Here is a 22,650-nt window from a genome sequence, read left to right on the forward strand (position 1 = left end):
ATGCTTCGCCATGCTGTGCACTCCCTTCGTGCAGGGAACTACGCGGTTGGGATTCGCCTGCCTGTTAGTAGCGCTCGGCCCACGCCGCTTCCTCGAAGCGGTTGCAGAACACCGCCCAGTTGTCCCAGTGGTGCTCCTGGATGAGAAGTCGGACCAACGTCGGGCGGGGCATCGCGTCAGTCCTCCTAAGGTGAGGGCCAGACATGGATCACGAGAGCATCGAGCGCCGAGCAACGCGTCCGGTAACAGCCCGATCACTCTTGGTGCCCCAGGTCAGGATGCCCCCTGCCCGCGCCGCCAGCAACATGGTTGAGCAAACTGCTCGGCAAGCGGCTTCAACCCCTGTGGCGACTCGCCATGCCACGCCGAAATGAAGATGTCGATCAACGAGGCCGACGTGTCAGGGCGATGGAGATTTGATCAATCGATCAAGTGTCCCGGCGCGCGATGACCCGCAATCGCGCGATCGAAGCGTGGCGAGGTATCGGCACGATGCCGCAGGCGCGGTGAGGCGTTCAGGTTCGTACCATCATGGGTTGACGGAACCGGTCAGAAAATTGTAAAGCCGCACTGAATGGCGGAGCGGTCATCGGCAGGTTTCTACATTTCATGAACTGTCAGGACTTGTCACTCTCCAAATGTCTCCCCCTCCGGCCCCGACACCCCCTTACCGGCCGGAACCCTGACCGAAGGAGAAGACTCGTGACCCGAGTCCTCACGGCCGCCATCGCCATGGCGGCCGCGCTGGCCCTGTCCAGCGGAACGGCCCTGGCCTCTCCCACCGATCCGGCGCCCGCCTCCTCCTCGGCCCCCGCCGCCGACGGCACGGTCTCCGCCGCCACCGACCGTCTCGCCGCACAGGTCGCAGGCGCCCTGGCCGACCGGAAGTTCCGCGATCGCGCCGTGGCGGCCATCGCCTCGGCGCCCGCGGACCTGCTGGCGCTCACCGCGAACACGGGCGTTGCCCAGGCCGCCCGCACGGCCAACCATGCCGTGCTCGCCGCCAAGGGCCTCCCCGCGAACAGCGGCTCGCTGCTGCAACTGCGCGTTGCCACCGACGCGATGCACGCCGGACTGTCCCGCGGTGAGGTGCCGCTGGTAGCGGCGGCGCCCACGGACGACGAGGCCGCCACGATCACCGCGTACGACCCGCTCGGTGGGAAGGTGGCCCTCGACCCCGCCGTGGCGCCTGAGCGGCCGGTGCTGGTGGTCGAGGTCGACGTGGCCAAAGCGTTGCCCATGGGGATCGACCTCATGCGCAAGACCCTTTCCCACGGCGGGGTGACCGAGGCCAAGCCGCTCGCGACCGTCCAGTCGTCGGGCGGGTACTGGGCCACCAAGATCGACGCGGTCCGGCTGTCTGATGACGAGGAGCCGTGGATCAAGGGGGCCGCTGAGATCTACAGCATCGTCGGCGGTTTCGGCCTGGACGGCAAGGCGACCGCCACCATCGTCCAGATGCCCTACCTGGACCACGACGGCACGACCTACTACCCCAACCAGCTCCTGGTCCACTTCAACGGCTACAAGTACAACCTGGCCGACGTCGTGATGATGGAGGACGACGGCGACACCAACTACCAGCAACTCGCCCAGGCGATCATCACCGCGCTGCTCACCATCGCCGACGCCGGCACCTACATCCCGCTGGTCAATGCCATCATCTCCGCCATCCCCACCTCCTGGTGGACCGACGACCCCGACTATGTGGACTCCTGGTACACGCTGTCCACCACCAGCCGCGGTCGCCTGAACGGCGCTAGAGGGAACGGCTGGATGGACGTGGAGCCGTACTGGGTGTCCGAACTCTGATCCCTAACCCGGCCAGGTCGGGCAGGCCCCAGCCTGGCCGGGCCCCTCGATACCCGCCGACAGGTGGGCGCGGTGACGGCAACTCGGTGCGACCGAGAGCCGGTCGGCGAAGTCCCGACCGTATGAGAGGACTCAATACGGAACTTAAACATGGGTCTTGTCGGTGAGCTGACGAGGGCTGATCCGGTCTGTGTGACCAGGGTGTGCGGTATGCCCAAGGCGGCGGCTTCACCCCCCAGGAGCAGCGGCGCCGCGAGGAGGTACGGCTGCAAGCAGCCGAGATGTTCGCTCAGGGGGTCACGAACGCGGCGGTAGCCCGGACGCTGCGGGTCACCCAGAGGTCGGTGGAGCGGTGGCGGCGCGCCTGGCGCGAGGGTGGCACGGCGGCGCTGGCCTCAGCAGGCCCGCACGCGCTGCCCCGGCTCAGCCCGGCCCAGTTCGCCCGGCTGGAGACCGAGCTGCAACGCGGTCCGCTGGCGCACGGGTTCGCCGACCAGCGCTGGACGCTGATGCGGATCAAGACGCTGATCGGCCGGATGTTCCACCTCGGCTACACCGTGCAGGGGGTGTGGTACCTGCTGCGGCGTAACGGCTGGTCCTGTCAGCGGCCCGCCCGGCGGGCGATCGAGCGCGACGAGGCTGCGGTCGAGGTGTGGAAGAAGGAGGTCTGGCCGCAGGTGGAAGATCCGCGGCGGCCGACGGCGCCTGGATCTGCTTCGAAGACGAAGCCGGTCAAGGGCTGAGGCCGCCTGTCGCTCGTACCTGGGGCCGACGCGGGCACACTCCGGTCGTGCATGTCCGCGGGCGCGGCAGAGGGCGGGTGAACATTGCCGCCCTGGTCTGTTACAAACCCGGTGAGCGCTCCCGGCTGATCTACCGCCTGCACGTCTACCGCGGCCGCAAGGGCGAGCCCAAGACCTTCGGGTGGATGGACTACCGCGACCTGATCTTGCACGCCCACGCCCAGCTCGGTGCGCCGATCGTGCTGGTCTGGGACAACCTCAACCTGCACCTGGTGCCTGGGATGAAGACCTTCGCCGCCGAGCACGCCGACTGGCTCACCATCGTCCAGTTCCCCGCCTACGCCCCCGACCTCAACCCCACCGAGGGCATCTGGTCCCTGCTCAAACGCGGTGCCCTGGCCAGCCTCGCCGTCGCCGACCTGCCCCAGCTCGTCCGCGTCATCAAGCGCGCCCTGAAGAAGATCCAGTACCGGCCTCACCTCATCGACGGATGCCTCCCACCGACCGGCCTGGCAATAACGGCAGGAGTCGACATCACGAATTAAAGATCAGTAGCTTCGCTCGGACCTACCCGGCAATAGCAGCCCTCCGGAATAGGTCGGCAGGCATTTCCTCGTCGAGTTTCCAGGTGATAGCCATCGGACGCTCGCCTCGATGCTCCACGTATCGCGCAGTGCCGTGGAAGACAAAGGGTTCGGGGTGGCCGCTCTCGTTCTCCTTGCGCTCCCTGGTGAACAGGAGCACGTGGCTGCCCTCAGTCTCATGGTTCTGGTATCGCAGACCTGTAGTGGAGTGCGAACTGGTCCGGTTCTGCGACTCCCAGTGGAAAAGACGCGGGGTGAGCGCGTAGTCCCGGTACATGGTCTGAGGGGAGAACTCTTTTTCGTTCTTGTGTAGCGTGACGAATAGTGCGTCGCACTGGGTGGCAGGGCTCCACGCGACACCCTCGCGCATTGTGGACGGCACCAGCCCACCAAGCGATGCCCATCCGATCGCGGCGAGCACTTCCTCCGTGGAGTAACGGGCGTTGACCGCGAGTGGTACCGCGCCAACGCTCGGATCGAGCGGTCGGGCCACGTGCCTCGGGCGGTGTATGCCGTAGGTCAGAACCTGCCGGATCTCCTCGCACAGAACGGGCTCTTCGCGCAGCCGGTCCAGCGCCTCATCGTAGGAAGAGAAGTCCCCGCCGTCACGCCAGAAGGAAAAGCACAGCATCCGCGCAAAGGCCTGGTCCGTAGACGAGCAGTCCGCGTAGCGCAGGCCCTCGGCGCTTAGGAGTCGGGCGTATGCTTCGCCACGGCGACGGTCGTCCACGTGCAGAAGCGCCCGGACCCGCCGGCCAAGGGCCTCTTCTAGCGGCGAGCCAGACTCGGGCAACAGGCCGGCCCGACGAAGGAGCGATGTCCAGTACCTTCGGTTGCGGTACAGGTCGCCGATGTCCCGCCCCATCTCTTCGAGATATGCGATAAGCGACGTCTCCGCACAGGAACGGATCTCCTGCGTCAGTGTGCTCACCGTCGCGCCGAGATGAATCTTGAGCTCGGCGAGAAGCCGATCCTTGGTCACTCGGTCCAGCACAATCTGACTGCCCGACGGCAGCAGCGGGAACTCGTCTTTGACCTGCTTGTCTAGCCTGCCACGAGTGAACCCGGTCAATGCCTGGAACCGGTTAGCGAAACGGTACTCCTTCCGGTGCTGGCCGACGAAGTCCAGCACCGTTAGCACCTCTTTGTCCGGAGTACGACGAAGCCCTCGGCCAAGCTGCTGGAGGAAGATGGTTGCACTCTCGGTCGGCCGTAGAAGCAGCAGAGTATCTACATCCGGCACGTCCAGACCCTCGTTGAACAGGTCGACCGCGAAGAGGAACCGGACCTCGCCATCCCGCAGCGCCCTCAGTGCCGCCTTCCGGGAAGCATCATCGGTGGAGCCGTCCACCGCAAGAGAGGGCAACCCTGCCCTCGTGAAGAAGTCAGCCATGAAGCGGGCATGCCGTACTGACACGCAGAAGCCCAAGCCACGCACAGTAGCGAGATTGCTAACCTTGTCGTTCAGAGCATTGAAGACCAGGCGGGCTCGGACATCATCACCAGTGAACAAGTTGTCGAGCGCATTGCTGTCGTAGGAGCCGCGCGACCATTTGATGCTGGTGAGGTCGGTTTCATCATTGATACCGAAGTAGTGGAACGGGCAGAGCAAGTCGGCATCCAGTGCGTCCCACAGACGCAACTCTGAGGCAATCCGACCCTCGAAGAACTCGTCCTGGACCCACGTGCCATCGGCACGTTCAGGGGTTGCGGTGAGACCCAACAGTTCCTTGGGCTTGAGGTGATCAATGATCCGTCGATAGGTACGAGCGGCGGCGTGGTGGAACTCGTCGATGACGACTACGTCGAAATGCTCAGGGTCGAACGACTCGATCCCCATGGCGGTGAGCGACTGTACGCTGGCGAAGACGTGCCGCCAGTTTCGCGAGCGCTCATCGCCCACATGCAACTCACCGAAATCTGGCACAGCCAGCACCTGCCGGTACGTGCGCAATGCCTGAGCCAGGATCTCGCGCCGGTGCGCAACGAACAGCAGTGACGGCTGGCGGCCCAACCGCTGCTGCAAGTTACGGTAGTCGAAAGCCGCTACTACCGTCTTGCCGGTGCCGGTAGCCGCGACGAGGAGGTTGCGATGCCGACCGTGCACACTGCGCTCGACGTCCAGGTCTTCCAGCATCTCCCGTTGGTGATGAAAAGGATGCGGCACCAAGGCGGGGATGTCGAAAAGCTGCTGACCCACCTTTGATCGGGACAGCGCCTCATCCAACCGGTCGCCGTCAACTGCCGGGTCGTAAGGCTCGAACTCTGGCCGGTTCCAGTAGGAGTCGAAGGTCGCCTCGAACTTGTCCAGAAGCCGAGGGGTAGTCACGGACGAGAGCCGTACGTTCCATTCGAGCCCGTCCAGCAGTGCCGCCCTGGAGAGATTGGAGCTGCCTACGTAGGCGGTGTCGAAGCCGGTCTCCCGGCGCAGCAGCCATGCCTTGGCGTGTAGGCGGGTGGAGTTCTGCTCGTAACTGACCCGCACCTCGGCGCCAAAGTCGCGCACCAGTCGGTCCAACGCACGCCGCTCAGTCGCACCCATGTACGTCGTCGTGATTACTCTGAGAGGGACACCCCTGCGCTGCAGGTCCGCGAGGGAGCGTTCCAGGATTCGCAGTCCCGACCACTTGACGAAGGCACACAAGAGGTCCACGCGGTTGGCACTGACTAACTCGGCCGCCAACTCATGCGCCAGGTTGGGATCCTCGCGAGCATTGGTTAGCAAGGCCGCTTCGGACAGCGAGGTCAAAGGGCGTACTGGATTGCTCGCACCCGGACTGGCCCGCACGATCGACAACAGCCTGTTCGGCCCATCTGCTACGGTCTCGGGCTCCGTCAACTGGTTCAACAGCCGGTTGACCAAATCAACCTGCTCTTGAGGCTCCTTCAGCATGGCCAAAGCTCGGGTTGCCGTTTCGCCCACGAAACGCCCCAGCAGGTGGGCTACCTCTTCTTTGTCCACTTCGGACACCTCCACGAGGTGCCCCATCTGCCGCGCCGCGTCGACGCTTTTGGTGAGCTTCTCAGTGAGCAGCGAGTCGTACAGGCCAGGGATCAGGGCGTCGTCCACTACATGTCCTTGTGGCTAGGTCTGCGCTACAGGCGCACCGCAAGAGATCATCGTATTGAAACGCCGGCTCAGATTTCGCCACAACGGTCACAAAGCTGCCGCTCATCCCGATTCACCGAACTCGCACCTCACGGCTGGTGTCATCCCGCGCTTGCTGCTGACCAGATGTCTCGGCCTGCCGACCACAGCTCCTTGACGTGGTACGCGAAGCGGTCGTAGAGGCCGTCGTCCTGGTAGCGCTTCAGGTGCAGCATCGGCGAGTCGTGGCCGACCAGCTTGGCCAAGTGCGGGGTGACGAGCATCTCTTCGTCGAACTGGAACACCGACATGGCGATGTGCTCGTCGCCAAAGCGCGCCTCGATGCCGGACACGCCCTTGAGTTGCTCCAACTCGGCAAGGGTGATGCGGATGCGGGTGGACACCGTCAGGGGCACCGCTTCGGTGTCCTCCCGGCGGCGGGTCACATCACTGTCGGGATCACCGATCAGGAATCGGATCTCGCAGCCCTGTTCAGCCTTACGCTTGAGGATCTTGGCCAGATTCGGGTGTTCCAACCAGAGGAAGTAGTTCGTGTACCCGGCAATCGTGATGTGCGACCGCGCCTCGGTGATGAGCGCCCGCCATACACTTTTGGGACAGGCCGAACGGTAGGGGTAGACCGTAACTATCTCCCGATCGGGTCCGATCTTGACCGTGTTCCGTATCGCCTCGGGCCATAACACGGACTCATCCACCCCCAGAGCATCGGCCGCCGCCCACCGGTGACGCGGGTGCGGGACACGCGCTTCGTCAGCCAGCCAGCGGGACACCGTCTTGATGTCCACCTCGCACCGCAATGCGAGGTCCCTTTCGGTAAGTCTCGCATCGGTCATTGCTTGCCGTAGAGAGTCATTTGACACGCGCGACCTCGAATCAGGAGGACGTTGAGGACGTATCTGAGCGGTAACGCAAAACGTCCCGCACGTCACAAGAACGGAGTGTAAACGATCCGATACCAAACGTCACGCTGTGGCCATGCGTACGACGACAACCTTGAAGGAACTGCAGGCCGCGTTCCCCGGCTGGACAATCTGGCGGAGCTCCGCAAATCGCCTCTGGGCTACGCGTAATCGACAGCTGACCGACGTGGAGTTGGACCACGGGCTGAGCCACACGATCGATGGAGATGACACGCACCAGCTGGGTGAACAGCTCCGCGACCAAGAGCGACTCGCTTCGGAATTGCCTCCCCGATGAGTGCGCCGCCATCCGCCCTACGAGCATCCGCCGTCCGGGCGCTCAAAGCCCTCAGCCAGTCCGGGGACGCCTGCCCGGGATTGCACCTTGCTCCCGAGCAACCTGGCCACGTCGCGATTCGGTGGATGCGCGAGACCCGGCGCAGTGTCTCTGTCCGGGTCGTCGCCCACACCTGCGACGACTGCTCGCCCCTGACGTACGAGCTGTGTGCCTCTGGCGGGCTGCTGTTCGTCCGCCGTACAGACCGGAGCGGCGACCGGCCGAAGATCTGCGAGACCGAACGTCTGCCGTACGCGCGGATGCGCCCGCTGTGGACGGAACTGCTGCTCGGCCGCGCTCGATAAGACCCTCGCGGGGTCGGTCAGTCCAGGACGAGGAACTGCTTGCCGTCGATCAGTTCGCGGACCGCGTCGAGGTGGCCGGCGTGGGTCGCCGTCTCGACGAGGACGTGGAGGATCGCCTCGCGCAGGTCGCTTGGCGGCTGGTCGTCGCGGTAGTCCGGCCACCAGCGCGGCACCTGGTCCGGGGCGCTGGAGGCGATCACCTCGTCGGCGCGCGCCGTCTCCTCGCGGTAGAGGTCGAACACCTCCGAGGCGGGCCGGTCGCCGGGCACCTGCCATGCGTCCGCCGGGGTGGCGAGCGAGGCAATCGCGTCAGGGTCGCCGCCGAAGACGGCACGGAACCAGAAGCGCTCGACGTCGACGGCGAGATGGCGGACGAGGCCGGCCGGGGTCCAGGCGGACGGAAGGACCGGACGCCGGAGGTCGGCCTCGTCCAGGCCGTCCAGGATGTCGAAGACGTGCCGCCGCTTCCAGTCCAGGTAGCCGAGGAGGGACGCGACCTCACTCGACGCCGGTGACGAACTCACTTGCGGTCTCCCATCCCGACCAGCCACTTCCGTAGCTGCGCGTCGCTACTCAGGCAGATCATCTGCACCAGACCCCAGTTGTCCCTGTGGCCGGGGGCATCCAACAGGTGATCCTGCCAGTCCTCGGCGTACTCCCGGAGAGCGTCGATCAGCTCATCGATCGCCTCGTCGAACGTCGATCCGTGCGCCGCGACCGGAAGGCCGGGGATGAAGGCCGACCATCCACCCGCCTCTGCCACTACCTGGACCTTGGACGGGCAGATGCGCGCGAGGAAGTGTCGCAGGCGCTCACCGTTCACCACGGCGGCGGTCCGATCACCGCAGCGGACGGTCGCGCTCTGGCCCCGCTCAGCCGCGTCAAGAAGCTCCCCGAGCCTGGCCTGGGCCTCCGTGTGGTCGGCGAGATGCACTCCCATGCCAGTCCCCTTCGTCAGCGTCAGCGTCAAGCACTTGCCTATCCGACGAAAGCCCACGCCGGAGTGAGTTTCAGGCTCATCACTTGGATTAGGCGGCCACCGCCTCGGTCCGCACCCAGCACCGCCGGGTGGTGGAGGCACTGAGCGTCAGCTCACCTCGTCCGCCTCATCCGGACGATCGTGGTCTTCCTGCCGGGCGGCGTCCGGGCCACGAGGCGCTTGGCCAGGCGTTGTGCGGGGGCTTCGACGAAACGCCACGTCAGCGCGCTGAGTCCGAGCAGCAGCGTTACCACGAAGGCCAGAGCCGCGATGCGCAGGTGCAGGGGTACGGCCAGCGGCACCGGCCAGAACCACTCGACGCTTTCCAGCAGCAGGGGATGGAGCAGGTAGACCGAGTAACTGACCAGCCCCAGCCACGTGAGTACGCGTGGCATCTTCTGATGCCGTAAGGCCAGGCCGGCGGCGAAGGTGAGCCAGGCGGCGACCGTGGCCGTCTGTGTGCCGACGTCGTCACGCGCCAGCCAGATCCCGGCCACCGGGACCAGAGCCACCCATCCCGCTTGTTTCCAGGAGAGTTCACGCTGCTCCGCCCGGTACAGCACGGTGCCGGCGAACATCGTGGCCAGGATCAGCAGGCCCTGCCACGGCCCGGGATAGCTCTGGTTGACCGCCAGGAGTGTCAGCACAGTGAGCCCGATGAGGATCCCGCCTGCCTGCCGCACCGCGCCCGAACCCCTGATCGCAGCGGCCAGTCCCGCCGCTGTCAGTGTGGTCACCACCAGGGCTACCGTCAGCATCCGGCCGGATCCGCCCGCTGACAGCAGGGCGACCGGGAGGATGCCCGCGCCCAGCAGGGCCGCCGCGGTGAAGCCGAGTGCGCCGGTGATGCTCCTCCGGTTGACGCCGAGCGTGAACAGCGCCGTCAGCAGCAGATAGAAGGCCATCTCGTAGGACAGCGTCCAGAGGACGTTGAGCAGGTTGGGCATGTACAGCAGGTTCTGCAGCATTGTCAGGTGGCCCAGGACCACGGAGAGCGGCCGGGACGTCCACCAGATGTGCGGATCGTCCCAGCCCAACAGCGTCAGCAGAGCCATGGCCACCGTGGCGATTCCGAACAGCGGATACAGGCGGAAGAAACGGGAAATCCAGAATTTCCGTAAGCTCGCCCGCCGTTCCGGGGACGCCGGGACGATGTATCCACTGACCAAGAAGAACACCATCACGCCATACCAGCCGGGGCCGAAAACCGCCTTCACCGGTAGCCACGCTTCGGGGCAACAACGGTTTCAAGGGTGTGCTCGAAGACCACGGTCAGGGCCGCGAGGCCACGGAGGGCGTCGAGCCACGCCAAGCGTTTCCTGGTCTGTATCGGCACGTCCCGAGTTGTGAGCATTCGGCCCATGCTAGCGATCGATGACAGCACCTACGGGCCAGCTCACTCCTTAAAGCATTTGGATGTGAACGGGATGTGGGAAATTACCAATGCCATAGACACCACGGTGGCGGACGGCCGAAATCAGGCTTTCAGACCCGTCGGCGTCGCTTTCCAAAATGGTTTGCCCGCGGTCCGTACACGTTGGCATGCTCGGCCGGGCAGGTTCGGAGAGGAGACCGCGAAGTGGCCGTCACCGCGTCTGGCACGCCGTACGAGTCCGAGCCGGAGGTCCGCACGGCGGCCGGTGTCCTGCGCGGCGGCCGGGAGGCGGGGATGACGGTCTTCCGCGGCATCCCGTACGCCGAGCCGCCGGTCGGCGCCCTGCGGTTCGCCGCGCCGCGGCCGGTGCGCGGCTGGGATGGTGTGCGCCCGGCACTCGCGTACGGCCCGCCGCCCCCGCAGTCCGGCCTGCTCGGAGGGTCCCAGGAGTCCGCCGGTGACGACTGGCTGACGGTCAACGTGTGGACAGCGGAACCGGACCCGGCGGCGGAGTTCCCGGTGATGGTGTGGATCCCCGGCGGCGGTTACGTCTCGGGCAACGCCGGCCTCCCGGAGTACGACGCCGGGCGCCTGGCCGCGAGCGGAGTCGTGGTCGTCACCCTCAACTACCGCCTCGGCATCGAGGGTTTCGCGCTCATCGACGGAGCCCCGGCCAACCGGGGGCTGCTCGACCAGGTCGCGGCTCTGCGGTGGGTGCGGGACAACATCCGGGCGTTCGGCGGCGATCCTGGCCGCGTCACGGTCTTCGGGGAGTCGGCGGGCGGCGGATCGGTCGCCGCGCTGCTCGCGATGCCGCGCGCCGCCGGGCTCTTCCGCCGGGCGGTCGCGCAGAGTGTGCCGGGCACATTCTTCTCCCCCGAGCTGGCCGCCGACGTCGCCGCCACCTGCGCCGCCGAGCTGGGCGTACGGCCCACGGTGTCCGGCATGTCGGCGGTGGACCCGGCCCGGCTGCCCGCCGCGGGCGACGCGATCTCGGCGAAGATGGTCCGATGGCGGGAGCGCTGGGGGCAGATCACCCACCGGCCGATCCCGTTCGCTCCGGTCGTCGACGGCGACGTCCTGCCGGCTACCCCGTGGCAGGCGCTGGCCGGCGGGGCCGCCCGGGACGTCGAGCTTCTCGCCGGGCACACACGTGACGAGCACCGGTTGTTCAGCCTGATCGACGGCGCGCTCGGCCAGGTCACATCCGAGCAGACCGAGACCGCCCTGCGCATGCTCGCCCCCGGCCCGGACGGCGCGCGCCGCTACCGGGAGGCGTTCCCCGCCGCCGCCGACGAGGAGCTGTACGAACTGGTCAACGGGGACTGGCTGTTCCGCATGCCGAGCCTTCGCCTCGCCGACGCGCAGATCGCCGGGGGCGGGCGGGCCCACCTCTACGAGCTGACGTGGCCCGCCCCGGGGCTGGGCGGTGCCCTCGGCGCCTGCCACGGCCTGGACGTGCCGCTCGTGTTCGGCAACCTGAGCAGCGGGCAGCCTGCCATGCTGATCGGCACCCCGCCCTCCCCGGCGGCGGAGGAGCTGTCCGCGCGCATGCGTACGGCGTGGACGGCCTTCGCCGCGCACGGCGACCCCGGCTGGCCTCCATACGACGCCGAGCGCCGCCTCGCCCAGCTCTTCGACACGCCGTCGACGGTCACCGCCTATCCGGAGGAGGCCTCGCGGCTGCTGTGGCGGGACCACGCCTTCGCGGCGCTCCCGCTGGTCGCACCCTAGGGAACGAGCGGCCGCACTCACGCTCCGCCGGTGACCTTGACCGCCTGCCCGGTGATGCCTCTGATTCCCCCGGAAGGACACAGGCTCAGGGGGTCGCGGCCGGCTCTCGCCGGGGGCGACGCGACACGATCAGCCGATCATGCAGCTGAAGGCGTCGGGCGTGACGATGGGGAGCCCGTACGCCCGAGCCTTGCGGGCCTTGCCCGAGAGCGTGTCAGGATCCGCGGCGACGAGGAGTCGCACCTTCTTTGTCACGGTGGGGTGCGGGACATACCCGGCTTGGCGGGCACGGGCCTCCCAGGCGTCCCGTCCGCCGTCCATCTCCCCAGTGAAGACGATCAGGTCTCCGGGGGCCAGCCGGAACCGCTGAACGGCCGGCACCTTCTCGTCCCTCGACCGGGTTAGGGCTTCGTCGACCGCCGTGGACGAGAGGTCGAGGAGTGTGGCGACCAGATCCAGCTCACGGCGTTCGGCCACGGTGACGACGCCGTCCGCGAGCGCCGCCTCGGCGAGCGCGGCGAGGTAGTCGTGGTGCAGCCGGTTCAGGTCCTCGCGGCTCAGGCCGAGGTCCGTGGCGAGCGTGACCAGGGCGTCGGCCTCCGACGCGGAGATGTGGTGATCGAGAAGCACCTGGTCCAAGAGCGCGAGGTAGGAGTCCGCCGCAGCCGGATGCGGCACCCGGGGAAGCCGGTCGACGATGCGTGCCAGGAAGTGACCATCGCGATCGGCGGAGACGCCTCGCCGTACCCACGGGGCGCCGGTGGGCGGGAGGTGCGGCCATGGGGTTCGTACCGCGGTGTGCAGCAGGTCCCGCCAGGGGTCAGCCGGGCTGGCGAGGTCCAGATAGTGCCGCAGGAGCGAAGCGCAGGCCCGGGCGTCGATGAGCGCATCGTGATGACCGTTGAGAGGGATGTCGGCCATGGCGCAGCAGGCCGCGAGCGAGCGGGGAGCCTGCGGGAGGTACCGGATCGCCTCGGCCATGGTGCAGACACCGAGGTCACGGCGGAGCGGGGCGGCAGCACCGAGACGGGCGAACTCCTGCGCGACGAAGCCGACATCGAAGGGCAGGTTGTGCGCGACCACCACACGTCCACGCAGGAGTTCGATGACGGTCCCGGCGACGTCGGCGAAAGTAGGCGCGTGCCGTACGTCGGCAGCGCTGACCCCATGGATGTGCTGAGGACCGAGATCGCGTTCGGGGTTGACGAGGGTCGTCCACTCGCCAGTCACCTCACCCGCGGGCGTGAGGTGGACGACTCCGATCTCGATGACACGATCGTGCCGTCTGGATGCCAGCCCGGTCGTCTCCACGTCGATGACCGCATACCCGAACGGACCCCTCGCCATCGCGCCACTCCCTGCCAGCCGTACGGACCCTGTACCTGGCTGGACCATGACACCCGCCCTATGGAATATCAGGCAGAACCGACAGAGCGTGACAGGTTCGTGACATAAGGTCCTCTCGCCGGCCGGCGAGACCCGGACCGGGCTGGACGACGTACGGCGCACGGGCTTTTGTCGGTGCCGGATCCTACGGTGACGGCGTGATCATCATCGCCGGCTGGCTCACTGTCGACCCGGTCTCAGCGCCGATCTTGTCGACGCCGGGCGCGTCAACGTCTACAAGCGGTGGGGAGTCCGAGAAGGTTCTCCACGCCTTCCGCGGCTCCGGGCCTGACGCGGGACAGTTGGCGATAATGCGACGCCGAAGTGCACCTGGCTGCCGACAATCTCACCCTGGTCGTCTACGGAGCCGAGCCCGGCAGCGACTCCGAAGACAAACTCCGCCTCCTCGGCAGCTGGGCCGGCACGCCCGGCACCACCCTCGACCAGAGTGTCAGGCCCCGCCGGTGACCTTGATCGCCTGTCCGGTGATGCCGGTGTTGGCGGCGGAGCCCAGGTAGACGACGGCGCTCGCGACCTCGGCGGCGTCGAGCAGGCGGCCGATCGGAGCCAGCGCGCTGTAGTGCCCGCCCGCCTGCTCGACGATCGCGCCGTTGGTCTCCGTCCTGGTGAGGCCGGGCATGACGACGTTGGACAGGATGTCGCCGTCCTTGCCGAGCCCGAACGCGGCGGACCTGCTGAAACCGTGCAGTGCCGCCTTGGCCGCGCCGTAGTACTCACCGCCGGGCATCCCGTCGACCGCGATGGCAGAGGAGATGTGCACCAGCCGGCCCCATCGGCGCTCCCGCATGGACGGGACGACCGCCCGGGTGAGCCGGAGCGCGCCCTCGACGTTGGCCCTGATCGTCTTCTGCCACCTCTCGTCGGGCACCGCCTCGAAGGCGAGACCCGCATCCGGCTCCGTGGCGCCCCAGTGCACCGCGTTGTTGACCAGCACGTCGATCCGGCCGGACCACTCGATCACGGTCTCGGCAAGAGTGCGGGCCGCCTCGTCGTCGTCCAGGTCGTACGGCGCGACGAGCAAGCGTCCGCCGATCTCCTTGGCAAGGCGCTCCGCGCCCTCCTGGGAGTGGTGATAGGTGAGCACGACGTCGGCCCCTTCGGCGGCGAACCCGCGGGCGATCTCCCGGCCGATGCCGCCGGAGGCTCCCGTCACGATGACCGTACGGCCGGTGAGTCCCAGATCCATTTCGACGCTCCTCATCACAGTGGAGACCCAAGGATCCGGCGGCGGCGACCATCGAAGGGAGGCCGGGCCGAGGCTGGCCCCGGCAGGGCCACGATCGGATACGGGGTCACTCGGTAGCCTGCGAATCGTGAGCGACAACAGTCTGGGCGAGTTCCTGCGGGCCCGTCGCGAGGCCGTCACCCCCGCCGAGGTCGGGCTACCCGGCGGCGGCCGGCGCCGTACCCCGGGCCTGCGCCGTTCCGAACTGGCCGCGCTCGCCGGGATCAGCGTCGAATACCTGACCCGGCTTGAGCAGGGGCGTGATCGTCACCCCTCGATGCCCGTGCTCGCCGCCCTCGCCGACGCGTTGCGCCTGTCCGCCGACGAGCGCCTGCGTCTGCTGAACCACTACAAGGCGGCCGACGGCGCGGGCCGGCTGGTCGGCGTGTGCCAGAGGCCGCCCGCGCAGTCGGTGCGCCCCACCGTCCGGGCGCTGCTCGACCGGCTCGAACCCGCCCCCGCGCTGGTCATCAACCGGCTCGGTGACGTGCTCGCCCACACGGACGGCTACGAGCGGCTCGCCGGTCCCATCGGACTGCTGGACCACGGGCGGGCCAATCTGCTGCGCTACCTGTTCGCCGATCCGAGGGCCAGGGCGGCCTATCCGGAGTGGGAGCGGGTGGCCGACGAGCGGATCGCCGTCCTCGGCCTGGGCCTTCGCCGGGAGGACCCACACGTCGGCCATCTCGTCGACGAGCTGACCCTCGCCGTCGGCGCCCCCTTCACTGACCGGTTGAAGGCTCCATCCAGCCCGAGCCGCACCGGCGTCGAACGGCTGACGCATCCTCAGGAGGGCGAGCTGCGGCTGGCCTACGAGACCCTCGGCCTGTCCGACGACGACAGCCAGCTACTGATCGCCTATCTTCCCGCCGACCACGCCACCGCCGCGCGGCTCGACCGGCTCACCGGACGCCGCCCCGGCGCCCTCCGCGCCGTCGGCGGCTGACACCGGCGTCACGCCGTACGATGCTCGGCCACCCGGTCGAGCCATTCGGCGACGAGGGCGGTGAACAGCCCGGGCTGCTCGTGCGGCAGCGCGTGACCGGCGCGGTCCAGGACGGCGAACGTGGCACGCGGATACCGCTCCACCAGCTCCCAGGGACCGGCGTACCCCACCGTGGAGTCCTGGCGTCCGGCGAGGATCAGCGCCGGGCCGGTGTACGGGGACGTCTCCGCGGGAGCGTCGCTCAGCCGCCATCGGTCGGAGATCCGCTCCAGGCCGTTCCCGTCGACGAGGGGCAGGGCCGGAGCCACGTACTCGCGGAACCGCTCCACCATGGCGGGCGTCTGCACCACGAAGTAGTCGCGGAACTGGGCCTGCTCGTCCGGGCTCAGCGCGTCGGCCACACCGGCCGAGCCGTGCAGCACCGCGTGCGCGGGCACGTCGCGTGCCTCCTCGCCGATGGGACAGACCAGCGCCAGTCCCGCGACCCGCTCAGGGCGCCGTTCGGCGACGGCCCTCGCGAGGTACGCGCCGAAGGAGTGGCCGACGACTGCGATCGGCTCGTCGCCGACCAGAGCGTCGATCAGGCCGAGCACGACATCCAAAGTGTCGTCGGAGCCACGGAACCAGTCCGGCAACGGGGTGCGTCCCATTCCCGGCAGGTCCGGATAAATGCGCCGATAACCGGGCCGGTCACGGAACACGGGCTCCAGCGCGCCGGCCATCTCCCGATGGTCCACGCCCGCACCGTGCAACGCCAGAACGGGCTTTCCGCCGCCGTGCTCCACGACGCGCACCGGAACACCGCTGATCTTCACGTCCATCACCACACCCTAAGGAGCCCGCCAGAACCCGACCGAGAGAAATGATCACGCCCGCCGTTCCGGACTGGTCTGGGCCTGGTGGCTGGCGTGGCTTGTCAGCATGTGGATCGCCAAGGGAGTGGGCCGCAGATACCTGAACGCCGAAGAGCTACCGGAAATGCGCGAGGCCGCGCTCTTCGACATCGCCGTCAACGCCGCGTACATCGTCACCGCCGCCCTCGCCGTCGCGGTCGTCCTGTCGATCACGCGCTTCCAGGAGGACCGCCGCACCGCCGCGACGCCGATGCCCAGCGCCGTCCAGAACCCCGCTGTCTGAACCCCCGCTGTCCAGAACCCCGCCGGGTGGACAGACCCGTCACTCGGTGTTCGCGTGGGCCTGCCTCGCCTGCTCGTCCGTGACGTGGTGCCGCCGGGCGAGCTCCAGGCAGACGCAGTCGAGCAGCAGGTGCGTGCACTGGTCGAACAGGCTCGACAGGGGCTGCACGGTGGCCGCCTCGCCCTCGCGCCGGTGCTTGGTGGCGGCGGGCACGTGCAGGACGTGCCGCGCGCCGGTGGCGAGGGGCGACGACGGCGCGGTGGTGACCGCGAGGACTTCCCCGCCGCCGTCGGTGACCGCCCGCGCCGCGCGTACGGTGGCCGCCGTCGTCCCGGACCCGGAGACGGCGACGAGCAGGTCGCCCGGCCCGGTCGACGGCGTGCAGGTGTCGCCGACGAAGTACGCCGTACGGCCGAGGTGAACGAGGCGCATGGCGAACGCCCTGGCCATGTAGCCCGACCGGCCCTCTCCCGCCACGAAGATCCGCGGCGCGTGGTCCAGCAGGTCGGCGGCCGTCTCCAGCGTGGCCGGCTCGACCTCGGCCAGGACGCCGGCCACCTCCGTCTGGACGACGTCGAGCAGACTGCGCGCGGTCATCGCGTTCCTTCCACCGGTAGGTCCGCCGCGAGGAGGGCGTCCAGTTCCGCACGGGTGGGCATGCCTTCGTTGTCGCCCTTGTTGCTGGTGGCGAGCGCCCCCACCGCGCACGCGCGCCGGAGCCGCTGCTCCTCGTCGAGACCATCGAGCAGGCCGCTGACGAACCCGGCCGCGAACCCGTCGCCCGCCCCGATGGTGTCGACCGTCGTGACCCGGAACGGCGGGCAGGTCCACGACCCCTCGGGCGTGAACAGCATGGCCCCCGCCGCGCCGAGCTTGACGGCGACCCCGCGCGCTCCCCGCGACAGGTAGTGACCGGCGATGGCCTCCGGCTCGCGCCGCCCGGTCAGCGCCTCGCCCTCCGCGACGCCGGGCAGCACCCAGTCGGCCCGCGTGGCCAGGTCGTCCACGAGGCGCGTCATCTCGCCGTGGTCCGGCCAGAGGGTGGGACGGAGGTTCGGGTCGAAGGTGACGCTCGCCCCGGCGTCCCGCGCCGCCTCCATCGCCTCGTACGCGAACCGGCGGGCCGTCGCGGACAGCGCGGGCGGGATGCCGGTCGCGTGCAGGTGCCGGGCCGACGCCACGTAGGCCAGCGTCTCGGGGGACGGCGCGAGCAGCGACCCGGCCGACCCGCGGCGGTAGTACACGTAGCGGGGGTCCCCGACGAGCACGCGCTGCTTCAGCTGGATGCCGGTGACCGCGTGGTCCTCGGCGCGCACGTGCGCGTCGTCGATGCCCTCCTCGCGCAGGCGGACGCGGGCGGCGTCCCCGAGCGGGTCGTCGCCCACGCGGCCGACGTATCCGGTCCGGTGGCCGAGCCGCGCCAGCGCGACCGCGACGTTCAGCTCCGAGCCCGCGAGCCGCCGTTCGAACAGCGTGGCCTTCTCCAGCGGGCCCACCTCGGTGGCCACGAAGTTGCCCATGATCTCGCCGTACGTGACGACGTCGGGTGCGCTCACGGCCGGGCCATCGGCGCGCGGGCGAGGAACCGTCCCGCGCCCTTCTCCCCCGCGAAGTTCTCGTCCTCGACCACCAGACGGCCTCCTGCGACGACGTGCCGGGCGAGCCCGGTGCCGCTCGACCGCTCGTACAGGGAGAAGGTGGCGGGCGAGACGGGCCGCAGGTCGGCGCCGGTCCAGGCGCGGGCCGGGTCCCACAGGACGAGGTCGGCGTCGGCGCCGACCGCCACGCGGCCCTTGCGCGGGAACAGCCCGAGCGCCCGCGCGGCGCGCTCCGCCGAGACCTGGACGAACTGGCACGGATCAAGTCCGCGCACGTTCACAGCCTCGTTCCACAGCACCGGTGTACGGGCCTCGATGCCGGGGGCGCCTGCCGGGATGTGCCGGTGGTCGTGCTCCCAGCCCCGCTTCGCGGAGGTGTCGTACGCGCAGTGGTCGGAGCCGACGGAGACGACCGTGCCGTCCGCGATCCCCGACCACAGGTCGAGCCGGTCGGCCGCGCCGCGGATCGGCGGGGAGATGACGAAGCGCCACGCGTCCTTGCCGGTGAACACGCTCTCGTCGTGCGCGAGGTAGTGCGTGCAGGTCTCGGCGTGGACGACCGTCCCGGCCCGGCGCGCGAAGCGTACGGCGTCGAGCGCGTCGGAGCCGGAGACGTGGAAGATGTAGACCGGCGTGTTCAGCCGCCGGGCGTACATCGACACCATGTGGATGGTCTCGGCCTCGGCCAGTCCGGGGCGGCTGTGGGGATAGTCCGCCAGGCCCAGGTGGCCGGAGCGGACCTGGTCGTCCAGCGCGCTGGTGAGGATCTCGTGGTTCTCGGCGTGGAAGCCGGGCAGCCCGCCGTTCGCGGCGATGGCCCGCATCAGCGTCCAGGCGGCTCCGTCGTCGACGCGCCGGTCCTCGTACGTCGTGTACATCTTGAACGACGTGAAGCCCTCGGCGATGACCTTGCCGATGTCCTCGACGTTCCGGGCGTCGGACCCCGTGAGGATCGGGTGGAACCCGAAGTCGATCACCGCGTCGGCGGCGGCCTCCTCGACGCGGGCGCGGCAGCGCGCGGCCAGGCCGCCCTCGGCGGGCGGGACGAAGTCCATGATCGTGGTCGTCCCGCCGAGCACCGCGGCCCGGGTCGCCGAGTGCCAGTCGTCCACCGTGACGGTGTCGTCGTACGGCCAGGCGACGTGGGTGTGGGTGTCGATGCCACCGGGCATGACGAGCAGCCCGGTCGCGTCGATCTCCCGCTCGGCGGCGGCCGATGAACCCGGCGCGAGGAGGGCGGCGATCCGCCCTCCGGCAACGCCGACGTCCAGCGCCGCCCGGGCGTCGCCGTTGACGACCTCACCCCCGCGGATGAGCAGGTCGAAACCGGGCTTCATGCCACTTCCTCGGGCTTGACGGCCAACGCCTCGATCTCGAACAGCAGGTCGCCCGCCAGCACGACGCCCACCGTGCTGCGCGCGGGCAGCGGGTCGGAGAAGTGCTCGCGGTAGATGGAGTCGAACTCCGGGAAGTCCTCGATCCGGGTGAGGAAGCAGGTCGTCTTCACCACGTGCGACAGGTCGAGCCCGGCCGCCGCGAGCACGGCCTTGAGGTTGGCGATGGCCGACTCCACCTGCCCGGCCAGCGTGGCCGGCAGTTCACCGGTCACCGCGTCGCGGCCGATCTGTCCCGCCGTCACGACGAGACGGCCGGCCACGATGCCCTGGGAGTAGGACGCGCTCGGCGCCGCCGCGGCGTCGGTGATGATCGGGGTGATAGTGGACACAGGTTCCTCCAGGGTCATGTGCCGCCGCCGATGACGGGGCTGTGGTTCCTGAGCAGCAGTTCGATCGCCAGGCGCGTGGACGGGGCGACCACGGCACTGGCGTCGGCGATGAGGCGGTTGATGTGGCGGACCATGGCCGCCTCCGCCGCGTCCGGGTCGCCGGCCCGGATGGCGCGCATGATCTCCTCGTGCTCGTGCACGGAGTGCATGGTCGTGCCGCGCCCGGCGGTGACCATGTCGAGGACGTGCTCCAGCATGTCGAAGCGGGGATCGAAGATCACCATGGCGACGGCGCGGAGCATCGTGTTCTCCACCGTCGACGCGAGCGCCTTGTGGAAGTTGGTGGAGACGTCGCGGCGCCGCTCCTCGGTGTGGACGGACCGCTCGTACTCCTCCATGACCGACTGCAGGCGTTCGACGTCCTCACCAGAGACCGACGTCGCCGCCTCCCGGACGATCTCGCGTTCCACGCCGCGCCGGGCGACCAGCAGGTCGCGCACGTCCTGCACCGTACGGATCTCCAGGGAGCCGATCTGCTGGTGCCAGGTGACCTCGGCCGCCGCCCGCTGCGCGAGCGCCCGCCCGGCCTCCGACACGACCCGTCCCCTGCCGTCCATCGAACGGGTGAGGCCCTGCTCGTCCAGCCGCCGCAGCAGCCGGTTCACCGTCGACTCGCTCAGCGGCCGGTTGCCGGCCTCGATGCGGCGGCCGAGCTCCCGCGCGCCGAGCGGTTCCGGCGAGTTCGCGATGGCCCGGAGCAGCTCCAGCGCCCTCGGCTCCAGCGAGGCGTGAACAGAGGCGTGGACCGAGGCGGGGGCGGGCGGACCGGCCTGCAGGGGGTCGCCGGCCTCGGGGTTACTGCGCTGTGTAGCCACCGTCGACCGTCCATGCCGTGCCGGTGACGAAGGCCGCCGCGTCGGACAGCAGGAAGCAGATCGTGGCGCTGATCTCCTCCGGCCGGGCGACGCGGCCCAGAGGCACCCGCGACGCCGCCAGGTCGTACCCCTCCCCGGTCTGCGCGAAGCCCTCGCGCAGCATCGGGGTGTCGACGGGCCCGGGGCAGACCGCCACGGCGCGGACGCCGCTGTCCCGGGCGTCCACGCTCATCGCGCGGACCAGGTTGATCACCCCGGCCTTCGCCGCGCAGTAGGCGACGTTCTCCGGGTAGCCCACGAGCCCCACCTGCGAGGCGACCGCGACCAGCGCGCCGCCGCCCGCCCGGCGCATCGCGGGGACGGCGGCCTTCGCGAGCAGGAAGACCGAGGTCAGGTTGACCCGCAGCACCTCGTTCCAGGTGTCCAGGCTCATGGAGTCGACCGTCCCGGCGCGGGTGATCCCCGCGCAGGCGACCGCGCCGTTCACCAGGCCGAAGGTGTCCTCCCCCGCGCGTACGGCGTCCAGCACCTGGCGCTCGTCGGCGGCGTCGGCGACGACGGGCAGCACCCCGTCCCCCGCGAGCGCCTTGACGTCCTGCGCCCGGTCCACGGCGACCACCCGCCCGCCGTGTTCCAGGACGTCGCGGACGGTCGCGGCGCCCAGCCCGGAGGCCGCGCCCGTCACCACCACCACCTTCCCGGCAAGGTCGGCCGTCATCTCGATCCCCTCGTTGAATTCGCGTTGATGATGTTCGACAGCGACAGTGCCACGATCACGAGCAGCTTGTGGGGTAGAGCAACTTCTTGATCTCCGGCGAGTCGACGTTGTCGGTGGTGACGATCGCGTTCGGCACCACGTTGTCGAAGGCGGCCCCCTGCGGCACCTCGCCGCGGATGTCCTGGACGAGCCGGGTCAGCGCGTCGTACCCCTGGGTGTAGGAGCCCTGCGCGACGAGCGCGTCGAGCGTCCCGGCGCGCAGCGCCGAGACCAGCGTCGGGCCCGCGTCGTACGCGATGACGGTCATCTTGTCGTTGTCGACCTTGGCGGCCTGGAGCCCGGAGACGGCGCCCATCGCACCCGACTCGGAGGTCGCGAAGATCCCGACGATGTCCGGGTTGGCGCCCAGCGAGCTCTGCACGATGGTCGCCGCCTTGGTCGGGTCGTCCTCGTAGTACTGCGTGCCGAGGATCTGCAGGTTCGAGCCGGAGTCCTTGAGCGCCTTGACGAACCCCTCGGCGCGCTCGTTGGTCACCGGCAGGCCGGGCCGGGTGTCCAGCACGAGCACCTTCCCGCTCTGCCCCTTGGCCCGCTTGAGCAGTTCCTCCGCCGCCAGCGCGCCGCCCGCGTTGTTGTCACCGCGGAACTGCGCCTTGGCCACCTTCTCGTTCAGCGTCGCGTCGGTGGTGACGACCGGGATCCCGGCGTTCACCGCGAGCCTGATCGGCGCGACCATCGCGGCCGGGTCGGCCGGTACGAAGATCATGCCGTCGGGGCGCCGGTTGACCACCCCTTCGAGCACCGGGGTCTGGTCGGCGGCGTTCATGCCCCGCGACGGCCCGTCGGCCTTCACCGTGATGTCGCCGCCCAGCTTCTTGGCCGCGTCCTGCGCGCCGCACTGCATCGCCGTGTAGAAGGGCAGGCCGTTGTACGTCGTGAGAAGGGAGATCTGCAGGGGGCCGGACTTCTGCTCGGCGGTGGCGCCGCTCGTGCCGCCCGCCGCGCCGGTGTCACCGGACGAGCCGCAGGCGGCGGAGGTCAGGGCCATCGCCGTCAGCGCGGCGGCGGCCAGCACACTGGTGCGTACGTTCATGGTGGTTCTCCGTGTTTCGGCGCGTGTCTCGGCAGGGGGATCTCGGTG

Annotated in this window: 21 protein-coding genes and 1 pseudogene; 7 read left to right on the forward strand and 15 right to left on the reverse strand. The window is 69.1% G+C overall.

What is annotated here, in order from left to right:
- Positions 1-702 precede the first annotated feature (702 nt).
- The 3 genes from HHX33_RS21540 (at position 703) to HHX33_RS21550 (ending at position 3,100) form a co-directional block, all read left to right on the forward strand.
- A complete protein-coding gene (locus HHX33_RS21540; protein WP_220502041.1) occupies positions 703-1,812 on the forward strand; it encodes a DUF3103 family protein in 1,110 nt (369 codons plus the stop codon).
- A gap of 203 nt (positions 1,813-2,015) precedes the next feature.
- On the forward strand, positions 2,016-2,555 hold the full coding sequence (locus HHX33_RS21545) for a winged helix-turn-helix domain-containing protein (protein WP_182876188.1): 540 nt from the start codon (positions 2,016-2,018) through the stop codon (positions 2,553-2,555).
- Positions 2,465-3,100, forward strand: coding sequence for a transposase (locus HHX33_RS21550; protein ID WP_310741467.1), 636 nt, complete (start codon positions 2,465-2,467; stop codon positions 3,098-3,100). The genes HHX33_RS21545 and HHX33_RS21550 overlap by 91 nt, the downstream gene beginning before the upstream one ends.
- A gap of 22 nt (positions 3,101-3,122) precedes the next feature.
- Here HHX33_RS21550 and HHX33_RS21555 read toward each other — a convergent pair whose 3' ends face one another.
- Both HHX33_RS21555 and HHX33_RS21560 read right to left on the reverse strand, forming a co-directional pair.
- Complete coding sequence (locus HHX33_RS21555; protein WP_310741468.1) at positions 3,123-6,209, reverse strand: DUF3427 domain-containing protein; 3,087 nt, start codon at positions 6,207-6,209, stop codon at positions 3,123-3,125.
- A 140-nt stretch (positions 6,210-6,349) separates the two neighbouring features.
- Positions 6,350-7,033: a hypothetical protein gene (locus HHX33_RS21560; protein ID WP_310741469.1), complete on the reverse strand. Its 684-nt coding sequence runs from the start codon at positions 7,031-7,033 to the stop codon at positions 6,350-6,352.
- A 537-nt stretch (positions 7,034-7,570) separates the two neighbouring features.
- Between HHX33_RS21560 and HHX33_RS21565 the strand changes: the two genes are divergently transcribed.
- Positions 7,571-7,789 (forward strand): hypothetical protein, encoded by a 219-nt coding sequence (locus HHX33_RS21565; RefSeq protein WP_259402705.1) that lies wholly within the window; start codon positions 7,571-7,573, stop codon positions 7,787-7,789.
- 17 nt (positions 7,790-7,806) lie between these two features.
- Here the strand turns inward: HHX33_RS21565 and HHX33_RS21570 are convergent, their stop codons facing one another.
- From HHX33_RS21570 to HHX33_RS21580, 3 genes are all read right to left on the reverse strand, one after another.
- A complete protein-coding gene (locus HHX33_RS21570) occupies positions 7,807-8,313 on the reverse strand; it encodes a DinB family protein (protein ID WP_182876191.1) in 507 nt (168 codons plus the stop codon).
- A complete protein-coding gene (locus tag HHX33_RS21575) occupies positions 8,310-8,759 on the reverse strand; it encodes a type II toxin-antitoxin system HicB family antitoxin (RefSeq protein ID WP_259402706.1) in 450 nt (149 codons plus the stop codon). Before HHX33_RS21575 ends, HHX33_RS21570 begins: the two co-directional genes overlap by 4 nt.
- 122 nt (positions 8,760-8,881) lie before the next feature.
- Entirely contained in the window at positions 8,882-9,949 is a 1,068-nt protein-coding gene (locus tag HHX33_RS21580; RefSeq protein ID WP_259402707.1) for an acyltransferase family protein, read from the reverse strand.
- 398 nt (positions 9,950-10,347) lie between these two features.
- On the opposite strand from HHX33_RS21580, the gene HHX33_RS21585 reads away from it, so the two are divergent.
- Entirely contained in the window at positions 10,348-11,877 is a 1,530-nt protein-coding gene (locus tag HHX33_RS21585) for a carboxylesterase/lipase family protein (protein WP_182876193.1), read from the forward strand.
- A gap of 129 nt (positions 11,878-12,006) precedes the next feature.
- Here the strand turns inward: HHX33_RS21585 and HHX33_RS21590 are convergent, their stop codons facing one another.
- Complete coding sequence (locus tag HHX33_RS21590; RefSeq protein ID WP_182876194.1) at positions 12,007-13,224, reverse strand: exonuclease domain-containing protein; 1,218 nt, start codon at positions 13,222-13,224, stop codon at positions 12,007-12,009.
- 490 nt (positions 13,225-13,714) lie between these two features.
- Positions 13,715-14,470, reverse strand: a complete 756-nt coding sequence (locus HHX33_RS21595) for an SDR family NAD(P)-dependent oxidoreductase (RefSeq protein WP_182876195.1) — start codon at positions 14,468-14,470, stop codon at positions 13,715-13,717.
- A 127-nt stretch (positions 14,471-14,597) separates the two neighbouring features.
- On the opposite strand from HHX33_RS21595, the gene HHX33_RS21600 reads away from it, so the two are divergent.
- The gene (locus tag HHX33_RS21600; RefSeq protein WP_182876196.1) at positions 14,598-15,455 is read left to right on the forward strand and encodes a helix-turn-helix domain-containing protein; all 858 of its coding nucleotides are present in this window, start codon (positions 14,598-14,600) and stop codon (positions 15,453-15,455) included.
- Between the two features lie 8 nt (positions 15,456-15,463).
- Here HHX33_RS21600 and HHX33_RS21605 read toward each other — a convergent pair whose 3' ends face one another.
- Complete coding sequence (locus tag HHX33_RS21605; RefSeq protein WP_182876197.1) at positions 15,464-16,276, reverse strand: alpha/beta fold hydrolase; 813 nt, start codon at positions 16,274-16,276, stop codon at positions 15,464-15,466.
- A 37-nt stretch (positions 16,277-16,313) separates the two neighbouring features.
- On the opposite strand from HHX33_RS21605, the pseudogene HHX33_RS21610 reads away from it, so the two are divergent.
- A pseudogene (locus HHX33_RS21610) lies at positions 16,314-16,592 on the forward strand (DUF4328 domain-containing protein); the annotation flags it as partial.
- A 39-nt stretch (positions 16,593-16,631) separates the two neighbouring features.
- On the opposite strand, the gene hxlB reads toward HHX33_RS21610, so the two are convergent.
- From hxlB to HHX33_RS21645, 7 genes are read right to left on the reverse strand one after another with little or no spacing between them, the layout of a single operon-like run.
- Positions 16,632-17,189, reverse strand: coding sequence for a 6-phospho-3-hexuloisomerase (gene hxlB, locus HHX33_RS21615; RefSeq protein ID WP_182876198.1), 558 nt, complete (start codon positions 17,187-17,189; stop codon positions 16,632-16,634).
- A complete protein-coding gene (locus tag HHX33_RS21620) occupies positions 17,186-18,148 on the reverse strand; it encodes a sugar kinase (protein WP_182876199.1) in 963 nt (320 codons plus the stop codon). Before HHX33_RS21620 ends, hxlB begins: the two co-directional genes overlap by 4 nt.
- Positions 18,145-19,527, reverse strand: a complete 1,383-nt coding sequence (locus tag HHX33_RS21625) for an amidohydrolase family protein (protein WP_182876200.1) — start codon at positions 19,525-19,527, stop codon at positions 18,145-18,147. The genes HHX33_RS21620 and HHX33_RS21625 overlap by 4 nt, the downstream gene beginning before the upstream one ends.
- Positions 19,524-19,916 carry a RidA family protein gene (locus HHX33_RS21630; RefSeq protein ID WP_220502043.1) on the reverse strand — a complete coding sequence of 131 codons (393 nt, stop codon included), beginning with the start codon at positions 19,914-19,916 and terminating at the stop codon, positions 19,524-19,526. The genes HHX33_RS21625 and HHX33_RS21630 overlap by 4 nt, the downstream gene beginning before the upstream one ends.
- A gap of 14 nt (positions 19,917-19,930) precedes the next feature.
- Positions 19,931-20,791, reverse strand: coding sequence for an FCD domain-containing protein (locus HHX33_RS21635; protein WP_182876202.1), 861 nt, complete (start codon positions 20,789-20,791; stop codon positions 19,931-19,933).
- Complete coding sequence (locus HHX33_RS21640) at positions 20,772-21,509, reverse strand: SDR family NAD(P)-dependent oxidoreductase (RefSeq protein ID WP_182876203.1); 738 nt, start codon at positions 21,507-21,509, stop codon at positions 20,772-20,774. The genes HHX33_RS21635 and HHX33_RS21640 overlap by 20 nt, the downstream gene beginning before the upstream one ends.
- Before the next feature lie 55 nt (positions 21,510-21,564).
- Positions 21,565-22,602 (reverse strand): ABC transporter substrate-binding protein, encoded by a 1,038-nt coding sequence (locus HHX33_RS21645; protein WP_182876204.1) that lies wholly within the window; start codon positions 22,600-22,602, stop codon positions 21,565-21,567.
- Positions 22,603-22,650 lie beyond the last annotated feature (48 nt).

Origin of the sequence: Microbispora sp. H10670 (assembly GCF_014161385.1) — a bacterium.
Lineage (GTDB): Bacteria > Actinomycetota > Actinomycetes > Streptosporangiales > Streptosporangiaceae > Microbispora > Microbispora triticiradicis.